The organism is Bradyrhizobium sp. UFLA05-153 (assembly GCF_054185185.1).
Map to the genome: position 1 here is coordinate 50,255 of NZ_JBBIAM010000038.1, position 21,537 is coordinate 71,791.

Below are 21,537 nucleotides of genomic sequence, written 5' to 3' on the forward strand. Positions count from 1 at the left end.
AAGCCGTCATTGCGGGGCGATGCGAAGCATCGACCCCGGAATCTCGCGCTGCAATTTCCAGGTTCCGGACTCGGTCCTGCGGACCGCCCCGGAACGACGCAGCGTGTTTTATGACAGCGCTATCCCGTCGTGACACCGCCCAAAATTCCGCTAAGGTGGCCCCGTCCGCAGCGGCCCGAAGAGCCGCGCGAGGAGGACCGCCGATGGAAGACGCCAATGGAAGATAAGGGTCGCGAATCCGACCATTTGATGCTGATCACGCCGGAGCGCGTGTTCTATGCGGGGTTGCTCGGCCGGCCGCGCCGGCGGACCGCCGGCTGCTGCCACGTCTATGTCGCGGTGAAGGGCAGCCTGCATCTGACCATCGACGATGTCCATACCACCGATATCCTTGTCGTGACCCTGCCGAACCAGCGGCACACCATCGCGAGCGACTATCGCACCGTCATCAGCGTGACGCTCGAGCCGGAGAGCATGCCGGACGGCGTGATCGAGGCACTGGCCGAGCGGCTCACCGGGCCCGACAAGGCGGCCTATGCGCGAAAGATCCTCGCGGCTTACGCGTTGCTGCGCCAGCGCCGCTATGGCGACGTCACCACCGCCGAATTCGACGGGACGTGTTTTGGCGAAGCGCTGCCGCGCCGCGTGCTCGATCCTCGCGTGACGCGGGCGATCGCGCGCATCGAACGCTTCTCCGGCGAGCCGGTGACGGCGGAAGCATGCGCGGCGGAAGCGGGCCTCTCGGCTTCGCGCTTCCTGCACCTGTTCAAGGAAGAGACCGGCATCTCCTTCCGCTCCTTCCGCGCCTGGAAGCGCGCGCGGTATCTCCTAAATTTCGCCAACCAGGACCTCAACCTCGCCCATCTCGCGCAGGACATCGGCTATCCCGACAGCACGCATTTCAGCCACTCGATCCGCCGCTTCTATGGCCTGAAGCCGCGCGCGATCTTCGTCGGCTCGCGCGATCTTGCGATCTATCGCAGCGGCGAGACGGTGAAGCTTGCGGAAGCAAGCTAGCCGAGGGACCTTGTAGGATGGGCAAAGCGAAGCGTGCCCACCGCTTCAGCTGAAGTCTGGAGAGATGGTGGGCGCGGCGCAAGAGCGCCTTTGCCCACCCTACGGTAGCTTCGGCTGCTCTAGCTTCTCCGCGCAAGAAGCCGCAGCCCCCTCGTCACATGATCGCAAGCGTTGCATTCTCAACCTGCGAGACATCCAAGGCATGAGCGACAAGGCCGTCATCACCTGCGCGCTGAATGGCGTTCTCACCGATCCCCGGCAGCACAACGTGCCGGTGACGCCCGAAGAGATGGCGCGTGAGGCCAAGGCAGCATTCGATGCCGGCGCCAGCATCATGCACATTCATCTGCGTCAGCAGGCGCCGAACAAGGGGCACTTGCCGTCCTGGGAGGTCAGCGTTTCGCGCGAGATCCAGCAGGCGATCCGCGAAGCCTGCCCCGGTGTGATCATCAATCACACCTCGGGCGTGTCGGGGCCGAACTACAGCGGCGCGCTCGATTGCATCCGCGAGACCAAGCCGGAGATCGCCGCCTGCAACGCCGGCTCGCTGAACTATCTGAAGGTGAAGGCTGACAACAGCTGGGCCTGGCCGCCGATGATGTTCGACAACGCGGTCGAGAAGGTGAAGGACTATCTCGACGTCATGAATGCGGTCGGCACCATCCCCGAGTTCGAATGTTTCGACGTCGGCATCGTCCGCTGTGTCGGCATGTACACTCAAGTCGGCATGTACAAGGGACCGCTCGAATACAATTTCGTCATGGGTGTTGCCTCCGGCATGCCCGCCGATCCCGAGCTGCTGCCGATCCTGCTCAAGCTGAAGCGTCCCGAGGCGCATTGGCAGGTCACGGCAATCGGCCGCGAAGACATCTGGCCGCTGCACCAGCGCTGCGCCGATCTCGGCGGTCATCTCCGCACTGGTCTTGAAGATACCTTCTATCTCGCCGACGGCAGGAAGGTGACGTCGAACGGTCAGTTGATCGAAGCGGTGGCGGCCTGCGCGCGGCGTGCCGGCCGCGAGATCGCGAGCCCGGCCGAGGCGCGGAGGATTTTTGGGACGAATCGGTAGGTATTCCCCCCACCGTCATTGCGAGCGAAGCGAGGCAATCCAGAATGTATCCGCGGAAACAGTCTGGATTGCTTCGTCGCTTCGCTCCTCGCAATGACGGGTAGGAAAGAGCTATGTCCATCATCGAAAACACCATCTCCCCCGGCAGCGCGACCTACCACGCCAATCGTGACGGCATGCTCGCGCTGATCGAACGGATGCGCGCGCTGGAAGAGCGCACGCGCGCGGCGTCCGCCGCTGCGAAGGACCGCTTCCACAAGCGCAGCCAGCTCTTGCCGCGCGAGCGCGTCGCGCTGGTGCTCGATCCCGGCGCGCCCTTCATCGAGCTCTCGACGCTTGCCGGCTACATGTTCGATGTTCCCGATGCCAACAAGAGCGTGCCCGGCGGCGGCGTCATCGCAGGCATCGGCTTCGTCTCGGGCATTCGATGCATGGTCAGCGCCAGCGACGCCGGCATCGATGCCGGCGCGCTGCAACCTTACGGCCTCGACAAGACGCTGCGCGTGCAGGAGCTCGCGCTGGAGAACAAGCTGCCCTACGTGCAGCTGGTCGAAAGCGCCGGCGCCAACCTCTTGCGCTATCGCGTCGAGGACTTCGTTCGCGGCGGCAACATCTTTCGCAACCTCGCGCGGCTCTCGGCGGCGGGCCTTCCCGTCGTCACCGTGACGCATGGCTCATCGACCGCGGGTGGGGCCTATCAGACGGGTCTGTCCGATTATATCGTCATGGTGCGCGGCCGCACGCGCGCATTCCTCGCGGGGCCGCCGCTGCTCAAGGCTGCAACCGGCGAGATCGCGACCGAAGAAGAGCTCGGCGGCGCCGAGATGCATACGCAGACCTCCGGTCTCGGCGACTATCTCGCCGAGGATGATCGCGATGCCCTGCGCATCGCACGTGAGATCATGGCGGCGCTGGAATGGGAACGGCCGGGCCGGGCGAGCGCGCAATGTAAGCCGCCGCGCTACGACCAGGACGAGTTGCTCGGCATCATGCCGATGGACCATAAGCGCCCAGTCGACATGAAGCAGGTGATCGCCCGCATCGTCGACGATTCCGATTTCACCGAGATGGCGCCGAACTATGGCCCCGCCACGGTCTGCGGCCATGCCCGTATCGAGGGCCAGGCGATCGGCATTGTCACCAACAACGGTCCGCTCGATCCGGCCGGCGCCAACAAGGCGACGCACTTCATCCAGGCCTGCTGCCAGACCCGCACGCCGTTGCTGTATCTCAACAACACCACTGGCTACATGGTCGGCAAGGCCTACGAGGAAGCCGGCATGATCAAGCACGGCTCGAAGATGATCCAGGCGGTGACGTCGGCGACCGTGCCGCAGATCACGATCTATTGTGGCGCCTCCTTCGGCGCAGGCAATTACGGCATGTGCGGCCGCGGCTTCCACCCACGCTTCTGCTTCTCCTGGCCCAATGCCAAGACCGCTGTGATGGGCGGCGAGCAGGCCGCCGAGACCATGGCGATCGTGACGGAGGCTGCCGCTGCGCGACGCGGCAAGCCGATCGAGCAGGACAAGCTCGAGGCCATGAAAGCGCAGATCATCGGAGTGTTCGATGGCCAGATGGATGTGTTCTCGACCAGCGCCCGCGTGCTCGACGACGGCGTGATCGATCCTCGCGACACCCGCGCAATTCTGTCCGAGGTTCTCGCGATCTGCCGCGAGGGCGACGCACGGACTCCCCAGCGCATGCAATTCTCGGTGGCCCGCCCATGAGGAACGGATCAGTGCAGCACCGGCCGTTCTTCAAGGTGTTGGTCGCCAATCGCGGCGAGATCGCGCTGCGGGTGATGCGGAGCGCGCGGCGGCTCGGCCTCGGCGTCGTCGCGGTCTATTCGGATGCGGATCGCGACGCCTTGCATGTGCGGCAGGCCGACCAGGCCGTGCGGATCGGCGAAGCCTTGCCGGCGCAATCCTATCTGAACATACCAGCCATCATTGCAGCTGCGAAAGCGAGCGGCGCGGATGCTGTGCATCCCGGCTATGGCTTCCTTGCCGAGAATGAGGCGTTTGCGCAGGCTTGCAAGGATGCGGGTCTCGTCTTCATCGGCCCGTCGCCGCAGGCAATCGAGGCGATGGGTAACAAGGCCGGCGCCAAGGAGATCATGAAGAAGGCCGGCGTACCTATCGTGCCAGGCTATCAGGGTGTCGACCAGAGCGACGAGGTGATGCTCGCGGAGGCCAACAAGATCGGCTTTCCCGTGATGATCAAGGCGGTGGCCGGTGGCGGCGGCCGCGGCATGCGGCTCGTCACTAATGCCGTGTCGTTTCCGGATGCGCTGCGCAGCGCGCGGTCCGAAGCCAAGGCGGCATTTGGCGATCCCACTGTCATCCTCGAACGGGCGATCCAAAACCCGCGGCACATCGAGATCCAGGTGTTCGGTGATGCCCATGGCAACGCCATCCATCTCGGCGAGCGCGATTGCTCGGTGCAGCGGCGCCACCAGAAGCTGATCGAGGAGGCACCATCGCCGGCCGTAACTCCGGAGTTGCGTGCGAAGATGGGCGAGGTCGCCGTCGCAGCGGTGAAGGCGCTGCGTTATGAGGGAGCCGGCACGCTGGAGTTCCTGCTCGACGAAAGCGGCGCGTTCTACTTCATGGAGATGAACACGCGCCTCCAGGTCGAGCATCCCGTCACCGAAGCGATCACCGGCCTGGACCTCGTCGAGTTGCAACTGCGCGTCGCTCGCGGCGAGCTGCTGCCGGTGAAGCAGCAGGACATCAGGTTCTTCGGCCACGCCATCGAGGTGCGGCTGTGCTCGGAGGACGCTGCACACGATTTCATGCCGCAGTCCGGCCGCATCGCGCGCTGGCAGGTTCCGGAGGGCGTGCGCGTCGAGCACGCGTTGCAATCCGGCACGGAGATCCCGCCGTTCTACGATTCCATGATCGCCAAGGTCATCAGCCACGGCGCGAGCCGCGAGGAAGCACGCAGCCGCCTTATCTGCGGCCTGGAACAGCTCACCGCTTTCGGCGTCACCACCAACCAGGCGTTCCTGATGTCGTGCCTGCGGCATCCCGGCTTTGCCGGGGCTGAGGCGACGACGGCGTTCATCGGCGCCCATTGCCACGAATTGCTGGCGCCGCGCAAGAACGGTGCGTTCGACACGGCGCTGGCGGGCTTGTTGTTCTACGTCACCAACCCCCATGCCCCGCCATGGCGGGCCGGACGGAGTCTGGCGGCAACGTTTCCGCTCCCTGCGAAGATTGAGTTGGACGGTCACATGCACGAGCTCGAAATCACGCGCGAGCCCGATGGCGGGTACATGGTGGTGCTCGATAGCCAAAGCCACAAGTTCGAGATCGATCAGCTCGATCCCGACGCCATTCGCTTCCGCCACAACGGTCTCATGGACGCCGCAAAATTCCTGCGCGACGGCGACCGGCTCTATCTCCAGCACCGCGGCGTCCCGTTTGCGGTCACCGATCTCACCCTCGCCCCGCCGAAGGCCGCCGCAACCAATGGCGGCGACGGCAAGGTCCGCGCCGCCATGAACGGCCGCGTCGTCGCGGTGCTGGTCAAGCCCGGTGATCGCGTCACCACCGGCCAGCCGGTCATGACACTGGAAGCGATGAAGATGGAGCACGTCCACAAGGCCGGCATCGACGGCGTGGTCGCGGCGATCGACGTCGCGGAGGGCGAGCAGGTGACGACGGGGAAGATCGTGGTGGAGATCGAGGCGAGATAGTGCCGCAAGTACCGCAATCGTAGGGTGCCGAAGGCGTAACCCACCTCTCTACTTTCCGCGCTGACAGAGAAGCGGTAGGTTACGCTTCGCTAACCCATTCTACAAGTCTACAGGGCTCCGCCCCGTCCCTTCATTCAGCAAGCACGCCACCTGATGCCCGTCGCCGGCCTCCATCAGCGCCGGCCGTTCCGTCTTGCATCGCTCCATCGCAAAGCGGCAGCGGGTGTGGAACGCGCAGCCTGATGGCGGATTGACGGGGCTTGGCACATCGCCGTCGACCAGCGGCGCGAGCCGCTTCGCGTGCGGGTTGGCGATCGGGACCGAGGCGAGCAGGGCTTGCGTGTAGGGATGGCGCGGATTCCTGAATAGCTCGTCCTTGCCCGCGACCTCGACGATGCGGCCGAGATACATCACCGCGACGCGGTGGCTGATATGGGCGACCACCGCCAGATCATGCGCGATGAAGAGATAGGAGAAGCCGTGCTGCCGCTGCAGGTCGATCAGGAGGTTGATCACCTGCGCCTGGATCGAGACGTCGAGCGCCGAGACCGGCTCGTCGCAGACGATCAGCCGTGGCTGAAGCGCGAGCGCCCGCGCGATGCAGATGCGCTGGCGCTGGCCGCCGGAGAACTGGTGCGGAAAGTTGCGCATCTGGTCCGGCCGCAGGCCCACCTGCTCGAACAGTTGTGCGACGCGCGTCTCCAGCGCCTTGCCGCTCGCGAGGCCATGTACCGCGAGCGGCTCGCCGACGATGTCGCCCGCGGTCATGCGCGGATTGAGCGATGCAAACGGGTCCTGGAACACGATCTGCATCGAACGGCGATGCGGCCGCAGCTCGGTCTTGGAGAGATGCGTGATGTCCTCGCCGTCGAGCCGAATCTGGCCCGAGGTCGGCTCGATCAGCCGCAGCACGCTGCGCGCCACCGTCGACTTGCCGCAACCGGATTCGCCGACGAGGCCCAGCGTTTCGCCCGTGCCAAGCGAGAAGCTGACACCATCGACCGCATGCACGGTCCCGACCTGCCGCCGCAGTACGCCGGCCCGCACCGGATAATGCTTCATCAGATCGGTGACCTCGAGCAGCGCCTCGCTCATGCCACCTCCTCCTCAACCTCGGCCGCGCGCCAGCAGGCGGCGAGGTGACCGCTGCCCCAGTCCATCAGCGGTGGGTATTCCTCGCAGCGTTTTACGGCGAGCTTGCAGCGCGGCGCAAAGGCGCAGCCTTTTGGCAGCCGCACCAGCGACGGCACGGTGCCGGGAATTTCGTTCAGCCGCGCCTGCGACGCGACACCCGAGGCCGGCACGGCCGGGATCGAGGCCATCAGCCCGCGCGTATAGGGATGTTTCGGCGCGGCGAACAGCGCCTCGACACTCGCTTCCTCGACCTTCTTCCCCGCATACATCACGATCACGCGCTGCGCGGTCTGCGCGACGACGCCGAGATCATGCGTGATCAGCACGAGCCCGGTGCCAAGCTCCTTCTGGAGATCGAGGATCAGCGCCAAAATCTGCGCCTGGATGGTGACGTCGAGCGCGGTGGTCGGCTCGTCCGCGATCAGCAGCGCCGGCCGGCAGGCCAGCGCCATCGCGATCATTGCACGCTGGCGCATGCCGCCGGAAAGCTGGTGCGGATATTCCTTTGCCCGCCGTGCCGGTTCTGGAATGCGCACCAGCCGCAGCATCTCGACCGCGATGTCGTGGGCCTCCCTGGTCGAGATGTCCCTGTGCAGCCGCACCGCCTCCGTGATCTGGTCGCCGATCCGCATCACCGGATTGAGCGAGGTCATCGGCTCCTGGAAGATCATGGAGATGCGGTTGCCCCGGATCGCGCGCATCCTGGCTTCATCGAGTGCGAGCAGGTCGGTGGCTTCGAGCATGACGGAACCGCCGACAATGCGTCCGGGCGGATCCGGCACCAGCCGCATCAAGGAGAGCGCGGTGACGCTCTTGCCGCAGCCGGATTCGCCCACGATCGCCAGCGTCTCGCCGCGCCTCACGCTGAACGAGACGTCGTCGACCGCCTTGAAGAGACCCGAATTGGTGAAGAACACCGTTTTCAGGTTCTTGACATCGAGCACGAGATCGGACGCATCACTCATCAGCCGCGCTGCCTTGGATCGAGAATGTCGCGAAGCGCGTCGCCGAACAAATTGGTGCCGAACACGGCAAGGCTGATCGCAATACCTGGGAAGATGACGAGCCACGGTGCGGTGCGGACATATTCGGCCGCGGATTCCGACAGCATGCGGCCCCAGGACGGGTAGGGCTCGGGAATGCCGAGGCCGAGGAAGGAGAGGGAGGCTTCGGTCAAGATGGTCGAGCCGAGCTGTGCGGTGGCGAGCACGATCAGCGGCGCCAGCGTGTTCGGCAGCACGTGACGGAGCGCGATCCGCACCTCGCTCATGCCGATCGATTTGGCGGCTTCGACGAACGGCTGCTCGCGCAGCGCCAGCGTGTTGGCGCGGATCACGCGCGCGACCGTCGGGATCAGCGGAATGGCGATCGCAATGATGACGTTCGGCAGCGACGGCCCGAGCGCGGCCGTCATCACCAGCGCGAGCACCAGAAGCGGCAGCGCCTGGAGGATGTCGGAGACGCGCTGGAACACGAGATCAACCCAGCCGGAGAGATAGCCCGACGTCAGGCCGACGATGACGCCAATGGAGGCGCCGAGCGCGGTCGAGCCAAGCCCGACCGCGAGCGAGATCCGCGCGCCATGGATGATGCGGCTGAACACGTCGCGGCCGAAGGAGTCCGTGCCCATCCAGTGTAGCGCGCTCGGGCGCGCCAGCGCATGCGCGGCATCGACCGTGAGCGGATCGAAGCGCGCGAGGACGTTGGCGAAGATCGCCGTGAACACGAACAGCGTCATGATGATCAACCCGGCCGCGCCCAGCACATGCCGCTGCGCCAGGAACAGCACGCGCCGCCAGCCCCCGGTCGCGCCGGCGCCGGCGCGCCTTAGTTCGAGATCATAGTCGATCGCGGCCAAGCGAATCTCCTAGTCCGTAAACCGGATGCGCGGGTCGAACACGGCGTAGAGCATGTCGACGGTGAAGTTCGCGAACACCACCACGACCGCAATGAACATCACGAGGTTCTGCACGATCGGATAATCCCGCCAGCGGATCGCCTCGACCAGGAAGCGCGCGACGCCGGGGATGTTGAATACGGTCTCGGTGACGATGAGGCCGCCGATCAGGAACGCGGCCTCGATGCCGATCACGGTGATCACGGGCAACATCGCGTTCTTCAGCGCATGCTGATAATTCACGGCAGCGTCTGAGGCACCCTTGGCGCGCGCGGTGCGGATGTAGTCCTGCCGCAACACCTCCAGCATCGAGGAGCGCGTGATGCGCATGGTGAGCGCGGCGCTGCGGAAGCCGACCGCGGCAGCCGGCACCGCATAGGTCGCAAACGCTTCCAGCCAAGTCTGCGGATTGGGATTGAAGATCGGCATCTGGCCGAACATCGCGACCGACGCGGTCAGGATCAAGAGCCCGAGCCAGAACGAGGGCAGCGACAGGCCGCTGAGGCTGACGACACGCAGTGCATAGTCGAGCTTTGTTCCCTGCTTCACCGCGCTTATCACGCCCAAGGGAATGCCGATCGAGGCGGAGAACAGCAGCGCCAGCCCGGCAAGCCGCGCCGTGATCGGGATCCGCGGCAATATCTCCTGGAGCGCCGGCTTTTCCGAGACATAGGAGTAACCAAAATCGCCGCGCAGAAGACCGCCGATCCAGTGCAGATATTGCATCACCAGCGGCTGGTCGATGCCGAGCTCCTTTTCCAGATTGGCCTTGTCGGCGGGGTCGACATAACCGGCCGCGGCGAACAGGATGTCGACGATGTTGCCGGGCACGATGCGCAGCAGGAAGAAGATGACGACCGAGATCCCGAACAGGGTCACGAGCATCAGGAACAGGCGGCGCACCAGATAGGCAAACATCCCAACGCCTCCTGCCGAGCCTTCAGCTGCCTGCCCGCCGCATTACTTGTCCAGCCACAGATCCTCGTAGCGATAGCCATTATAGGAGGAGTTGGTCATGATCGTCACGCCCTTGACGTAGGGCTGCCAGCAGGTGCCCATCCGGCTGTGGAAGATGATCGGGCGAGCGACGTCCTCCTGCAGCCTCTTGTCGATCTCCCAGACGAGCTTCTTGCGCTTGCCAGCGTCGGTCTCCTGCGACTGCACGTCGAACAGCTTTTCGATCTCCTTGTTGCAATAGTTGGTGTAGTTGCGCTCCGAGCCGCAGGAATAGTTCTCGTAGAAGGACTGGTCGGGATCATCCACCGCATTGCCGGTGAGGTTGAGTCCGATCATGTAGTCCTTCCGCGCGACCTTGGGGAACCAGTTCGCGGTCTCCACCACATCGAGCTCGCCGTCGATATAGATGCTCTTGAGCTGGTCGATCAGGATCACCGCGGGGTCGCGATAGACCGGAATGTTGCGCGTGGAGACCTTCACGGCGAGATGCTTATCCGGCCCATAGCCCGCCTTCTGCATCAGCTTCTTCGCCTCCTCGCGGTTGGCGCTCACGTCCGGGCCGTAGCCTGGAATGGTCTCCAGCATCTCCTTGGGCAGCCCCCACAGGCCGTTCGGCGGCGGCAGCATGGTGCCGCCGATGTCACCCTGGCCCTCGAACATGATCGAGATGAACGCCTTGCGGTCGAGCGCCAGCGCCATGGCGCGGCGGATGTCGACATTGTCGAACGGCGGCGCCGACGAATTGACGATGATGTTGGTCGAGACGTTGGTCGGCGCGATCTCGCAGATCGCGCTCGGTGCCTGCGACTTGACGTCCTTCACCAGCGGGATCGTCACCTCGGTCGGAAACGTCATGTCGAACTTTCCGGCGACGAAGGCGAGGATCGCAGTCGAGCGGTTCGGAATGATGGTGAACTCGATGCCGTCGAGATAGGGCCGGCTCTTCTTCCAGTAGTCGGGATTGCGGGTCAGCTTGATCGATTCATTGGCCTTGAACTCGACGAACTTGAAGGGACCGGTGCCGATTGGATGCGTGCGCATGTCGCCGGGCGAGACGTGGCAGGGATAAACCGGCGTATAGCCCGAGGCGAGAAGCGCCAGCAGCGAGGGCTGCGGCCGCTTCAGATTGAACGAGACCTCGAAATCGCCATTCGTCGAGATGTCATTGACCTCATTGTACCAGGCCTTGCGCGGGTTCTGCCGGAACTTTTGCTGCAACTTGCCCATCAGCATGTCGAAGGTGCATTTGACGTCGGCCGAGGTGAACGGCTTGCCGTCGTGCCATTTCACGCCCTGGCGCAGCTTGAAGGTCAGCGTCTTGTTGTCATTGACCCAGGCCCAGCTTTCGGCGAGCTCGGGGACGATGTCGTCCATCCTGTTCTGCGGCTCGTCCTGCTTGTAGATGACGAGATTGTTGAAGACGGGCATGAAGGGAATGTTGACCGAATAGGTCGCGCCTTCGTGAATCGAAGCATTTGCGGGGCTGTCGCGGTGGTACATCCGCAAGATGCCGCCTTGCTTGCCCTCATCGGCGAGCGTGGTGGTTGAGACCGTCAGCACCGATAGCGCCGCCATCGCGGCGAGCGCCCTCACGCTCCGCATGCTTCTCTCCCTCGAGCCTCAAGGCCTTGTGCGGCCTGTTTGATCGCGACGATAGCCATGCGCGCGAGGCCAGGCAACGGCCAAGGCCCGTTGCGGCCTTGACAATTCGGATGACGTAAAGCCGCACGCCCCTCTCTCACAATGTGAGAGAAGCTGATGTCATCATTTCGATTGGAACCAGATCGTCTTTAGCGTTGCGCCTGCGCGCGGGGTGGCAGCAGCGCCAGGACGATCGAGGGCAACGGAAAGAACAGGGCGCCCAGGACGAACCAGACACTCCGCGAACGTCCCTTCTCCGCCGCGAATTTCGCAGTGCAGCGCCCGCAGAGGATCAAGATGGCAAGAAGGCCGGCAACGAAGAGAAACGCGGCGAGCATGGGGGCTCCTGTCAATGCCTGCTGAGCATACAGGATCGCGGTCGCGGGGACGACGGACGACGACATCCTAGCGAAATCAAAATCCGGAGAGCGGTGGACTACACCTGCAGCGTGTCGCCGCCCTTCAGATGCAGCATCTCGCGCGCCTCGTCGGAGCTGGCGACCTCGAGGCCGAGGCCCTCGATGATCTTCCGGGCGAGACGCACCTGCTCGGCGTTCGACGAGGCCATGCGGCCCGGCGCGGCCCAGAGCGAGTCTTCCAGGCCGACGCGGATATTGCCGCCCATTGCGGCGGCCATCGCCGCGATCGGAAGCTGATGCCGCCCGGCGCCCAGCACCGACCAGATGAACTTGTCGCCGAATAGCCGCTCCGCGGTGCGTTTCATGTGCAGCACGTCCTCGGGGTGCGGTCCGATGCCGCCTTGCAGGCCGAACACGGTCTGCACGAACAGCGGCGGCTTCACCAGGCCCTGATCGAGGAAGTACTGGAGATTATAAAGGTGCGCTGTGTCGTAGCATTCGAACTCGAAGCGGGTTCCGGTCTCCGACAGGGTCTTCAGCACGAACTCGATGTCCTGGAAGGTGTTGCGGAACACGATGTCCTTGTTCTCGACATGCTTGCGTTCCCAATCATGCTTGAAGGTCCTGAAACGGTTGAGCATGCCGAAGAAGCCGAAATTCATCGAGCCCATGTTCAGCGAGGCCACCTCGGGCTTGTACACCGCGGCCGGCCGCACGCGCTCGTCCACCGTCATGGTCGGCGAGCCGCCCGTGGTGAGGTTGATCACGGCGTTGGAACGCTGCTTGATGATCTTGAGGAACGGCGCAAAGGCCTCCGGCGATTGATCCGGCTGGCCGGTTTCGGGGTTGCGCGCGTGCAGGTGCACGATCGCCGCGCCCGCTTCGGCGGCCTCCACCGCCGCGTCCGCGATCTCCTGCGGCGTCACCGGCAGGGCAGGGGACATCGACGGCGTGTGGATCGCGCCGGTGACGGCGCAGGTGATGATGACTTTGCGGGCCAATACTTTGCTAACCATGGGTTTGCAACTCCGAGGCGGCTGTGATCTACCGTCACGCTTAGCATCAAGGCACGATCGGAGCCATCATGGATCTCGACATCAAGGGGTTGCGCGTATTGGTGACCGCGGGAGCGGGCGGCATAGGGCTTGCAATCGCCCGCCGCTTCATTGCCGAGGGCGCAAAGGTGCATGTCTGCGATGTCGACGAGATGGCGCTTGCCGCGCTTGCGAACAGCGATCCCGCCATCACGCGCTCGCAATGCGACGTCTCTGATCGCACCGCCGTGAAGACGATGTTTGACGAGGCGGTCCGCGCGCTCGGCGGGCTGGACGTGCTCGTCAACAACGCCGGCATCGCCGGCCCGACCGCGAAGGTCGAGGAGATGAACCCGGAGGACTGGGACCGCTGCGTCGAGGTCTGCCTCACCGGCCAGTTCAACTGCACGCGGCTCGCGGTGCCGCTGCTGCGCGAGAGCAAGAACGCTTCGATCGTCAACATCTCGTCCGCTGCGGGGAAGGTTGGCTTCGCTATGCGCACGCCTTATGCGGCGGCGAAATGGGGCGTCATCGGCCTGACCAAGTCGCTGGCGATCGAGCTCGGCCCCGACAAGATCCGCGTCAACGCCATTTTGCCCGGTCTCGTCGCCGGCGAACGCCAGCGCCGCGTGCTGGAAGCGAAGGCACAGCAGCGTGGCATCTCCTACGCCGAGATGGAGCGCATCGCATTCTCCTACACCTCGATCAAGGACTACGTGACGCCGGAGCAGATCGCCGACCAGATTTTGTTCATGGCGAGCCCTCGCGGCCGCACCGTCTCCGGCCAGGCGATCTCGATCTGCGGCGATACGCAGATGTTGGGGTGAGATTGCCGGTCGCCCCAAACCCCGCCGTCGTCCCGGACAAGCGAGCAGAGCGAGCGCAGATCCGGGACCCATAGCCACAGGATCAAGTCTGGCGAAGACTCGTGGTTGCCAACTCGCGCTACAACTTCTCCCTGGGGGTATGGGTCCCGGCCTTCGCCGGGACGACACCGAGATGTTGGCGCGCGCTTGCATCAATCTCACCTACTCGCGTAGGCGCGAGAGCCGTCACACAATCCGCGACGTCTTGTTCCCCCAATAGCGGTCCCGCAGCAGGCGCTTGTACAGTTTCCCCGTCGGCAGGCGCGGCAATTCCTTTTCGAAATCGACCGAGCGCGGCACCTTTTGCCGCGACAGCGACGCCCCGCAGAACGCGATCAGCTCCTCGGCGAGCCCGGGCCCCGGCACCACGCCCGCCATCGGCTGCACCACCGCCTTCACCTCTTCACCGAGATCGGTATTGGGCACGCCGAACACCGCAGCATCGGCGACCTTCGGATGCGTGATCAGCAGATTCTCGCATTCCTGCGGATAGATGTTCACGCCGCCCGAGATGATCATGAAGGTGGCGCGGTCGGTGAGATAGAGGAAGCGGTCTGCGTCGACATAGCCGACGTCGCCGACCGTGCTCATGCTGCCATCGGCCGAGCGCGCTTCCTTTGTCTTCTCCGGATCATTGAAATATTCGAACGCCGAGGCGGTCTTGAACCACACCGTGCCCGCAGTGCCGATCGGGCACTCCTTCATGTTCTCGTCGAGAATGTGCAGGTCGCCGAAAAGCACCTTGCCGACGGTGCCGCGATGGGCGAGCCATTCCTCGGTGTTGCAGGCGGTGAAGCCGAGACCTTCGGTCGCGCCGTAATATTCGTGAATGATCGGCCCCCACCATTTGATGATGTCCTCCTTCACCAGCGCCGGGCAGGGCGCGGCGGCATGGATCGCGATCTCGAGCGAGGACAGGTCGTGGCGGGCGCGCACCTCCTCCGGCAGCTTCAGCATGCGCGAGAACATCGTCGGCACGAGCTGGGTATGGGTGATGCCCCATTGCTCCACGAGCTGGAGGTAACGCTCGGGGTCAAAGCTCTCCATGATGATCACGGTGCCGCCCATGCGGATCGTCAGATTGACCGCGGCCTGCGGAGCCGAGTGATAGAGCGGCGCCGGCGACAGATAGACCATGCCCTCGCGGTAGTGCCAAAGTTTCGTGAGGAAATCGAACAGCGGCATGTTGTGCCGCGGCGGCTGCTCCGACAGCGGCCGCAAGATGCCCTTCGGCCGTCCCGTCGTGCCTGACGAATAGAGCATCGCCGTGCCCAGCCATTCGTCGGCGATCGGCGTCTTCGGCAGGCCTGTCGTCGCCTGCTCCAGCCCAACGATACGGTCGCTCTCACCGGTCCCATCGACGACGACGCAGAGCTCGACTTTCGGACATTCCTTCAGCGCTTCGCGCGCGATGTCGAGCTTTGCAACCGAGGTGATCAGGATACGCGACTGGCTGTTGGTCAGGATGTAGGCGAGCTCGGCCGACGTGAGGAACGAGTTGACGCAGGTATAGTAGAGCCCGGACCGCTCGCCCGCGCCGCAGGCTTCGAGATAGCGCGAATTGTTCTCCATGAAGATCGAATAGTGGTCGAGCCGCCTCAAGCCCTGCTTGCGAAACAGATGCGCCAGCCGGTTGCTGCGCGCATCGAGCTCGCGATAGGTGACGGTCTCGCCCGTGCCGGCCATGATGAAGGCGGGCTGCAGCGGGCGCAGACGGGCATGCGTACCTGTGTACATCGGTCCTCCGGGTTGCGTTATGCGGCGAGAAGCAGGATTTCGCGCACCTGCGCCGGGCCGTCGATCTTGCGCGGGTTGCGCGGCACCCAGGGCGTGCGCATCGCCTGCTCGGCGATGGCGTCGAAATGCTCTGGCGAGACGCGCATCTCAGCGAGACTGCGCGGCATGCCGAGCGAGCGGATGAAGGCATCGAGCACGTCGGCGGCATCCTTGCCGGGGAAGCCCATCGCGGCCGCGACGATCATCTGGCGGTCGGCATTTTCACGCTCGTTCCAGCGCATCACCGCCGGCAGCATGATGCAGGAGGTATAGCCGTGCGGCACGTCGAAGGCCGCGCCCAGCACATAGCCGATGCCATGGCTCGCGCCCATGGGAACGCCGGCCGCAAGCGCGCCCATCGACAGCCAGGTGCCGAGCTGCGCATTCATCCGTGCGTCGAGATCTGAAGGGTTGGCCTTCACCCGCGGTAGCGCATCGGCGAGCATCGCAAGACCCTTTACCGATTGCGCGTCGGCATAAGGATGTGTCTCGCCCGAGCAGATCGCCTCGACGCAATGGTCGACAGCACGGATGCCGGTCGAGAGGAACAGCCATTCCGGCGTGTGCACGGTGATCGCAGGATCAAGGATCGTTGCGCGCGGCACCATCAGCGGATGGCGCAGCATCTGCTTCACATGGGTGCTGCGGTCGGTGACCCCCGCGATAGCGCTGAACTCGCCGCCGGCGATGGTGGTGGGCACGCTGATCTGGCGCACCAATGGGGCATTCATCTCGGGTGCGACGCCCTTGTGGACGCGGATGCGTTCGATGCCATCGGTGCTGTCGATATCGTTGGCGAGGCAGAGCTGCACCGCCTTGGCGCCGTCGGTGATCGAGCCACCGCCGACGGTGACGATCAGGTCCGCGTTGGCATTGCGTGCTGCTTTTGCGGCTGCGACCACCGCCTCGCGCGGCGTGTGCGCCGGCATGGCGTCGAACACCCCCGCGCAGCGCGCACCCAGCGCCTGCTTGATTTTCTGGATTTCGTCGGTCTGTCGGTTGAGCGTACCCGAGACCATCAGGAAGGCGCGGTTCGACCCCAAACGACCCATTTGCGCCAGAATGGCGCCCGCGGCCGGATGGCCGAACACGACCTCCTCGATCGCGCCGAAAACGACACGCCCTTGATGCACGCCTGTCCTCCCGGACAATTCGTCTTGTTTTTGTACGATTAATCTAGCCGAGCCGCCGGCGCCCGTCATGCGCGAAGACGCTGTCTCTCTCTCTCTCTCTTACCCTCTCCCCGCAGGCGGGGAGAGGCGAAGCAACCGCCTCGCATTCATGAGCCCGGTGAATAAGTCCATTCGCGTTCGGCCACCCAATTGCCGGCTGCGCGACCGACTATCTCCGCGCAACCCGCCATCCGGCTAGGGTATCCCCCAGGATTGCCCTCTCCTTCGTCTTGAAGAGTTCATTATTGAAACCCATCTTGTGCCGCCTGCGGGTAAGTAGCTACCCTGTTTGCTGCCGCAGCCACCAGGAAGGGGCAAGACATGAGCGAGCCGTACCCGAGGCAGCATCCAGTCCGACGGCAATCCGCGCCGCATCCCTTCCTCGCGGTTCTGGCGCTGACGATTGCCGGCCTCCTCGCCGGCTGTGACAAGCCGGCCTCGCAGGCGGCAGCCCCGCCGGCGCCTTCCGTCACCGTCGCCCAGCCGGTCAAACGCACCGTGACCGATTGGGATGAATACACCGGCCGCTTCGATGCGGTCGAAGAGGTGCAGGTGCGTCCGCGCGTCGGCGGCTACGTCAATTCGGTCGAATTCCAGGACGGTGCCATCGTGCACCAGGGCGATCTGCTCTACGTCATCGACCCGCGCCCGTTCGAGGCGGTGGCGGAACAGGCGGACGGTCAGCTCGCGGACGCGCGCGCAAAAGTCGAGCTGGCCAAGCGCGAGCTCGACCGCGGCCTCAATCTGGTCCAGACCAGCGCGGTCTCCGAGCAGGTCGTCGATCAGCGCCGCCAGGCCCTCCAGGCCGCGCACGCCGCCGAGACGCAGGCGGAAGGCTCGCTCAAGGCCGCCAAGCTCAATATCGAATTCACCCATGTGGTGGCGCCGATCACCGGCCGCGTCAGCCGCCATCTCGTCAGCCCCGGCAATCTGGTGCAAGGCAGTGACGCCGGCTCCTCGACGCTGCTCACCTCGATAGTGACGCTGGATCCGATCTACGTCTATTTCGACATGGATGAGACGAGCTTCATCAAATACAGCAAGCTGTGGTTCGAAGGAAAGCGCCCGAGCTCGCGTGATACGCCGAACCCGGTGCAGGTGACACTCGCCGGCGAGACCAAGCCGTCGCATGACGGCACCATCAATTTCCTCGACAACCGCCTCGACGCCTCCACCGGCACGCTGCGCAGCCGCGCTGTCATCAAGAACACCGATCTCTCGATCCTGCCCGGGCAGTTCGGCCGCGTGAGGCTGATCGGCAGCGCGCCCTACGAGGCGCTGCTGATTCCGGACGTCGCGGTGGCGACCGATCAGTCCCGCAAGATCGTCTTCGTGGTCAAGCCTGATGATACCGTCGAGGCGCGTCCCGTGACGCTCGGTCCGCTCGATGAAGGGCTGCGCGTGATCCGCGAAGGGCTGAAGGCGGATGACCGCGTGATCGTCGACGGCATCCAGCGCGCCCGCGTCGGCGCCAAGGTCAACCCGCATCAAGCGCAAGCGCCGGCGGGTAGCAAGTCATGAACCTCGGCCGCCTCTCCATCAACCAGCCCATCCTGGCGATGGTGCTGTCGATCGTGCTCCTGATCGTCGGCGCGCTCGCCTACACCACGCTGCCGGTCTCCGAATATCCGCAAGTCGTGCCGCCGACGGTGGTGGTGACCACGCAATATCCCGGCGCCTCCGCGCAGACCGTGTCCGACACGGTCGCCGCTCCCATCGAGCAGGAGATCAACGGCGTCGAGGACATGCTATATCTCTACAGCCAGGCGACCTCGAACGGCCAGCTCACCATCACCGTCACCTTCAAGCTCGGCACCGATCTCGACAAGGCCCAGGTGCTGGTGCAGAACCGCGTCGCGATCGCGCAGCCGCGTCTGCCTGAGGAAGTCCAGCGCAACGGCGTCACCACGCGCAAGAACTCGCCCGACATCCTGATGGTTGTGTTCATGCTGTCGCCTGACGACACGTTCGACCAGCTCTACATCTCCAACTACGCGCTGCTCCAGGTCCGCGACCAGCTGCTGCGGCTCGACGGCGTCGGCGACATCCAGATCTTTGGCGCGCGCGACTATTCGATGCGGCTGTGGCTCGATCCGGACCGCATCGCCAATCTCGGGCTGACCTCGACCGAAGTGCTTGCGGCGATCCGGTCGCAAAACGTGCAGATCGCGGGCGGCCAGATCGCGGAACCGCCGATCGCGGACCGTGCCTTCCAGCCGAACCTCACCTTCACCGGGCGCCTGAAGGATCCGAAGCAGTTCGAGGACATCCTGATCAAGGCCGGTTCCGACGGCCGCACCGTGCGCCTGCGCGACGTCGCCCGCATCGAGCTCGGCGCGCTGTCCTACTCCACCAACAGCTTCCTGCTGCGCAAATCGGCCGTCGGCATGTTGGTGACGCAGCGGCCAGGATCCAACGCGCTGGCGACCGCGAAGAACATTTCCGACACCATGGTGAAGCTCAAGCAGAGCTTCCCGAAAGGGCTCGACTACAATATCGGCTACAACCCGACCGAGTTCATCGCCCAATCTGTCCACGAGCTGATCAAGACCATCTACGAGGCCATGCTGCTGGTGGTCATCGTGGTGCTGGTCTTCCTGCAAGGCTGGCGGCCGGCGATCATTCCGATCATCGCCATCCCGGTCTCGCTGGTCGGCACCTTTGCGGTGATGGCGGCGCTCGGCTTCTCCATCAATAACCTCACGCTGTTCGGTCTCGTGCTCGCCGTCGGCATCGTGGTCGACGACGCCATCGTGGTGGTCGAGAATGTCGAGCGGCACCTCGAGCATGGCCTCAGCCGGCGTGATGCCGCGCTGAAGACCATGGAGGAGGTCGGCGGCGCGCTGGTCTCGATCGCGCTGGTGCTGTGCGCCGTGTTCGTGCCGACAGCGTTCCTGGGAGGCATCTCCGGGCAGTTCTTCCAGCAATTCGCCGTTACCATTGCGGTGGCGACCGCGATCTCCTGCTTCTGCTCGCTGACACTCTCGCCGGCTCTGGCCTCGCTGATCCTTACTCCGCATGAAGAGAAGCGGCCGCCGGCGCGCTGGAATGTCATTGCACGCGGCTGGGGAGCTTTCACCGGCGTCTTTAACCGTGTGTTCGACCGTCTGTCACACGGCTATGCCGGTATCGCCAATTTCGTCATCCGGCATTCGGTGGTGATGTTGCTGGTCTACGTCGCGCTGATCGGCAGCGCCGGCTGGCTGATCTTTACCACGCCGCAGGGCTTCATTCCGGCGCAGGATCGCGGCTACGTCATCATCTCGGCGCAATTGCCGGGCGCGGCGTCGCTGGCGCGCACCACCGAGATCGTGCACGAGATCGAGGGCATCGCACTCGATACGCCGGGCATCATCCGCGTCGCCGTCTTCGCCGGCTTCTCCGGCGCCACGCGTACGCAGCAGGGCAACGCCGCCGCGCTGTTTCCGGTATTCGACGAGCCGGAGGTGCGCCTGAAGAAGGGGCTCACGGCTGGCGTCATCACCGCCGAGCTGCGCAAGCGCCTCTCGAAGATCGAAGGCGCCTTCATCATCGTCATTCCGCCGCCGGCCGTGCCCGGCATCGGCACCGGCGGCGGCTTCACCATCCGCGTCCAGGACCGGCAGGGCCGCGGACCGGAAATGCTCGCGGCGGCCACTGACGAGCTGGTCGCCGCTGCGCGCAAATCCCCCAATCTCACCTCGGTGTTCTCGCCGTTCACGGCCAACACGCCGCAGCTCTTCGTCGACATCGACCGCACCAAGGCGCAGAAGCTCGGCGTTCCCATCGCCAACATCAACGACACGATCCAGACCTATTTCGGGTCGACCTATGTCAACGACTTCAACCTGTTCGGCCGCACCTATCATGTCACGGCGCAGGCCGACCAGCCGTTCCGGAAAGAAACCAGCGATCTCGCGCGGCTGCGCACGCGCAATGCGTCCGGCGACATGGTGATGCTCGGCAGCGTGGTCGATTTCCGCGACGCCTCCGGACCCGATCGCGTCGCGCGCTACAATCTCTATGCGGCGTCCGAATTGCAGGGCGAGCCGGCGCCGGGCACGAGCTCGACCACCGCGCTCAACGCCATCAAGAAGCTCGCGGACGAGACCTTGCCGAGCGGCTTCTCCTTCGAATGGACGGACCTGTCCTATCAGCAGGTCACCGGCGGCAATGCCGGTCTTTATGTGTTCCCGATCTGCGTGCTGTTCGTCTATCTCGTGCTTGCCGCGCAGTACGGCAGCTGGTCGTTGCCGTTCGCGGTGATCCTGATCGTGCCGATGTGTCTGCTCGCTGCTACCATCGGCGTGCGCATCATGGGGCAGGACGTCAACATCCTCACGCAAATCGGCTTCGTGGTGCTGGTGGGGCTTGCCGCCAAAAACGCCATCCTGATCGTCGAGTTCGCCCGCGACATCGAGCTCGAAGGCAAGCCGCGGCTGGAAGCCGTGATCGAAGCCTGCCGCCTGCGCCTGCGGCCGATCCTGATGACGTCCTTCGCCTTCATCCTCGGCGTGCTGCCGCTCGTGGTCTCGACCGGCTCGGGCTCGGAGATGCGGCAAGCCGTCGGCGTCGCCGTGTTCTTCGGCATGCTCGGCGTCACGCTGTTCGGTCTCGTCTTCACCCCGATCTTCTACATGATCGTGCGCAACCTCGCGGACGGACGCGGGAAGAAACAGGCTGCCGCGGCGTGAGGATGATTGGTCATTGTGGCCACCGCCACATCCACAACCTCGGTGTCCCCCCGGCGAAGGCCATAACCACAGGGAGTAGTTGTGGCGGGAGATCGTGATTGCCGGTCTTCGCCAAATTCCTTCCTGTGGTTATGGACCCCGCGCCCATACTAACGGCTGAGGCCGAAGAGGATGGGCAGGGCCCGAGTTCTTCACTAGTATCCGCGCGATTTCAAAACAGAAAACTGCTGGGAGTTAAA

The 21,537-nt window shown here is 64.5% G+C and carries 16 protein-coding genes; 7 read left to right on the forward strand and 9 right to left on the reverse strand.

Features of this window, described 5'->3' with window-relative positions:
• Positions 1–216 precede the first annotated feature (216 nt).
• From Q2941_RS22805 to Q2941_RS22820, 4 genes are all read left to right on the forward strand, one after another.
• Positions 217–1,017: a helix-turn-helix transcriptional regulator gene (locus Q2941_RS22805; protein ID WP_027521631.1), complete on the forward strand. Its 801-nt coding sequence runs from the start codon at positions 217–219 to the stop codon at positions 1,015–1,017.
• Between the two features lie 202 nt (positions 1,018–1,219).
• The gene (locus Q2941_RS22810; RefSeq protein WP_027521630.1) at positions 1,220–2,086 is read left to right on the forward strand and encodes a beta-keto acid cleavage family enzyme; all 867 of its coding nucleotides are present in this window, start codon (positions 1,220–1,222) and stop codon (positions 2,084–2,086) included.
• Between the two features lie 113 nt (positions 2,087–2,199).
• Positions 2,200–3,816 (forward strand): acyl-CoA carboxylase subunit beta, encoded by a 1,617-nt coding sequence (locus Q2941_RS22815; RefSeq protein WP_027521629.1) that lies wholly within the window; start codon positions 2,200–2,202, stop codon positions 3,814–3,816.
• A complete protein-coding gene (locus Q2941_RS22820) occupies positions 3,813–5,789 on the forward strand; it encodes an acetyl-CoA carboxylase biotin carboxylase subunit (protein ID WP_458193795.1) in 1,977 nt (658 codons plus the stop codon). The genes Q2941_RS22815 and Q2941_RS22820 overlap by 4 nt, the downstream gene beginning before the upstream one ends.
• A gap of 99 nt (positions 5,790–5,888) precedes the next feature.
• Here the strand turns inward: Q2941_RS22820 and Q2941_RS22825 are convergent, their stop codons facing one another.
• The 7 genes from Q2941_RS22825 to kce form a co-directional block, all read right to left on the reverse strand.
• Positions 5,889–6,884 (reverse strand): ABC transporter ATP-binding protein, encoded by a 996-nt coding sequence (locus Q2941_RS22825; protein WP_027521627.1) that lies wholly within the window; start codon positions 6,882–6,884, stop codon positions 5,889–5,891.
• A complete protein-coding gene (locus Q2941_RS22830) occupies positions 6,881–7,888 on the reverse strand; it encodes an ABC transporter ATP-binding protein (RefSeq protein WP_458193796.1) in 1,008 nt (335 codons plus the stop codon). Before Q2941_RS22830 ends, Q2941_RS22825 begins: the two co-directional genes overlap by 4 nt.
• Positions 7,888–8,781, reverse strand: coding sequence for an ABC transporter permease (locus Q2941_RS22835; protein ID WP_458193797.1), 894 nt, complete (start codon positions 8,779–8,781; stop codon positions 7,888–7,890). Before Q2941_RS22835 ends, Q2941_RS22830 begins: the two co-directional genes overlap by 1 nt.
• 9 nt (positions 8,782–8,790) lie before the next feature.
• Positions 8,791–9,738, reverse strand: coding sequence for an ABC transporter permease (locus Q2941_RS22840; RefSeq protein WP_027521624.1), 948 nt, complete (start codon positions 9,736–9,738; stop codon positions 8,791–8,793).
• Between the two features lie 42 nt (positions 9,739–9,780).
• Positions 9,781–11,379, reverse strand: coding sequence for an ABC transporter substrate-binding protein (locus Q2941_RS22845; RefSeq protein WP_027521623.1), 1,599 nt, complete (start codon positions 11,377–11,379; stop codon positions 9,781–9,783).
• A gap of 188 nt (positions 11,380–11,567) precedes the next feature.
• Positions 11,568–11,756, reverse strand: coding sequence for a hypothetical protein (locus Q2941_RS22850; protein ID WP_156944120.1), 189 nt, complete (start codon positions 11,754–11,756; stop codon positions 11,568–11,570).
• Positions 11,757–11,854: 98 nt separating this feature from the next.
• Complete coding sequence (kce, locus tag Q2941_RS22855; RefSeq protein ID WP_035661345.1) at positions 11,855–12,793, reverse strand: 3,5-dioxohexanoate:acetyl-CoA acetone transferase; 939 nt, start codon at positions 12,791–12,793, stop codon at positions 11,855–11,857.
• Positions 12,794–12,861: 68 nt separating this feature from the next.
• Between kce and Q2941_RS22860 the strand changes: the two genes are divergently transcribed.
• Positions 12,862–13,638 carry an SDR family oxidoreductase gene (locus tag Q2941_RS22860; protein WP_027521620.1) on the forward strand — a complete coding sequence of 259 codons (777 nt, stop codon included), beginning with the start codon at positions 12,862–12,864 and terminating at the stop codon, positions 13,636–13,638.
• Positions 13,639–13,863: 225 nt separating this feature from the next.
• Here the strand turns inward: Q2941_RS22860 and Q2941_RS22865 are convergent, their stop codons facing one another.
• Both Q2941_RS22865 and Q2941_RS22870 read right to left on the reverse strand, forming a co-directional pair.
• Positions 13,864–15,414, reverse strand: a complete 1,551-nt coding sequence (locus Q2941_RS22865; RefSeq protein ID WP_458193798.1) for an AMP-binding protein — start codon at positions 15,412–15,414, stop codon at positions 13,864–13,866.
• A gap of 17 nt (positions 15,415–15,431) precedes the next feature.
• On the reverse strand, positions 15,432–16,586 hold the full coding sequence (locus tag Q2941_RS22870) for an iron-containing alcohol dehydrogenase (RefSeq protein ID WP_458193799.1): 1,155 nt from the start codon (positions 16,584–16,586) through the stop codon (positions 15,432–15,434).
• Positions 16,587–16,946: 360 nt separating this feature from the next.
• Between Q2941_RS22870 and Q2941_RS22875 the strand changes: the two genes are divergently transcribed.
• Both Q2941_RS22875 and Q2941_RS22880 read left to right on the forward strand, forming a co-directional pair.
• Positions 16,947–18,146: an efflux RND transporter periplasmic adaptor subunit gene (locus Q2941_RS22875; protein WP_027521617.1), complete on the forward strand. Its 1,200-nt coding sequence runs from the start codon at positions 16,947–16,949 to the stop codon at positions 18,144–18,146.
• Complete coding sequence (locus Q2941_RS22880; protein WP_027521616.1) at positions 18,143–21,298, forward strand: efflux RND transporter permease subunit; 3,156 nt, start codon at positions 18,143–18,145, stop codon at positions 21,296–21,298. Before Q2941_RS22875 ends, Q2941_RS22880 begins: the two co-directional genes overlap by 4 nt.
• Positions 21,299–21,537 lie beyond the last annotated feature (239 nt).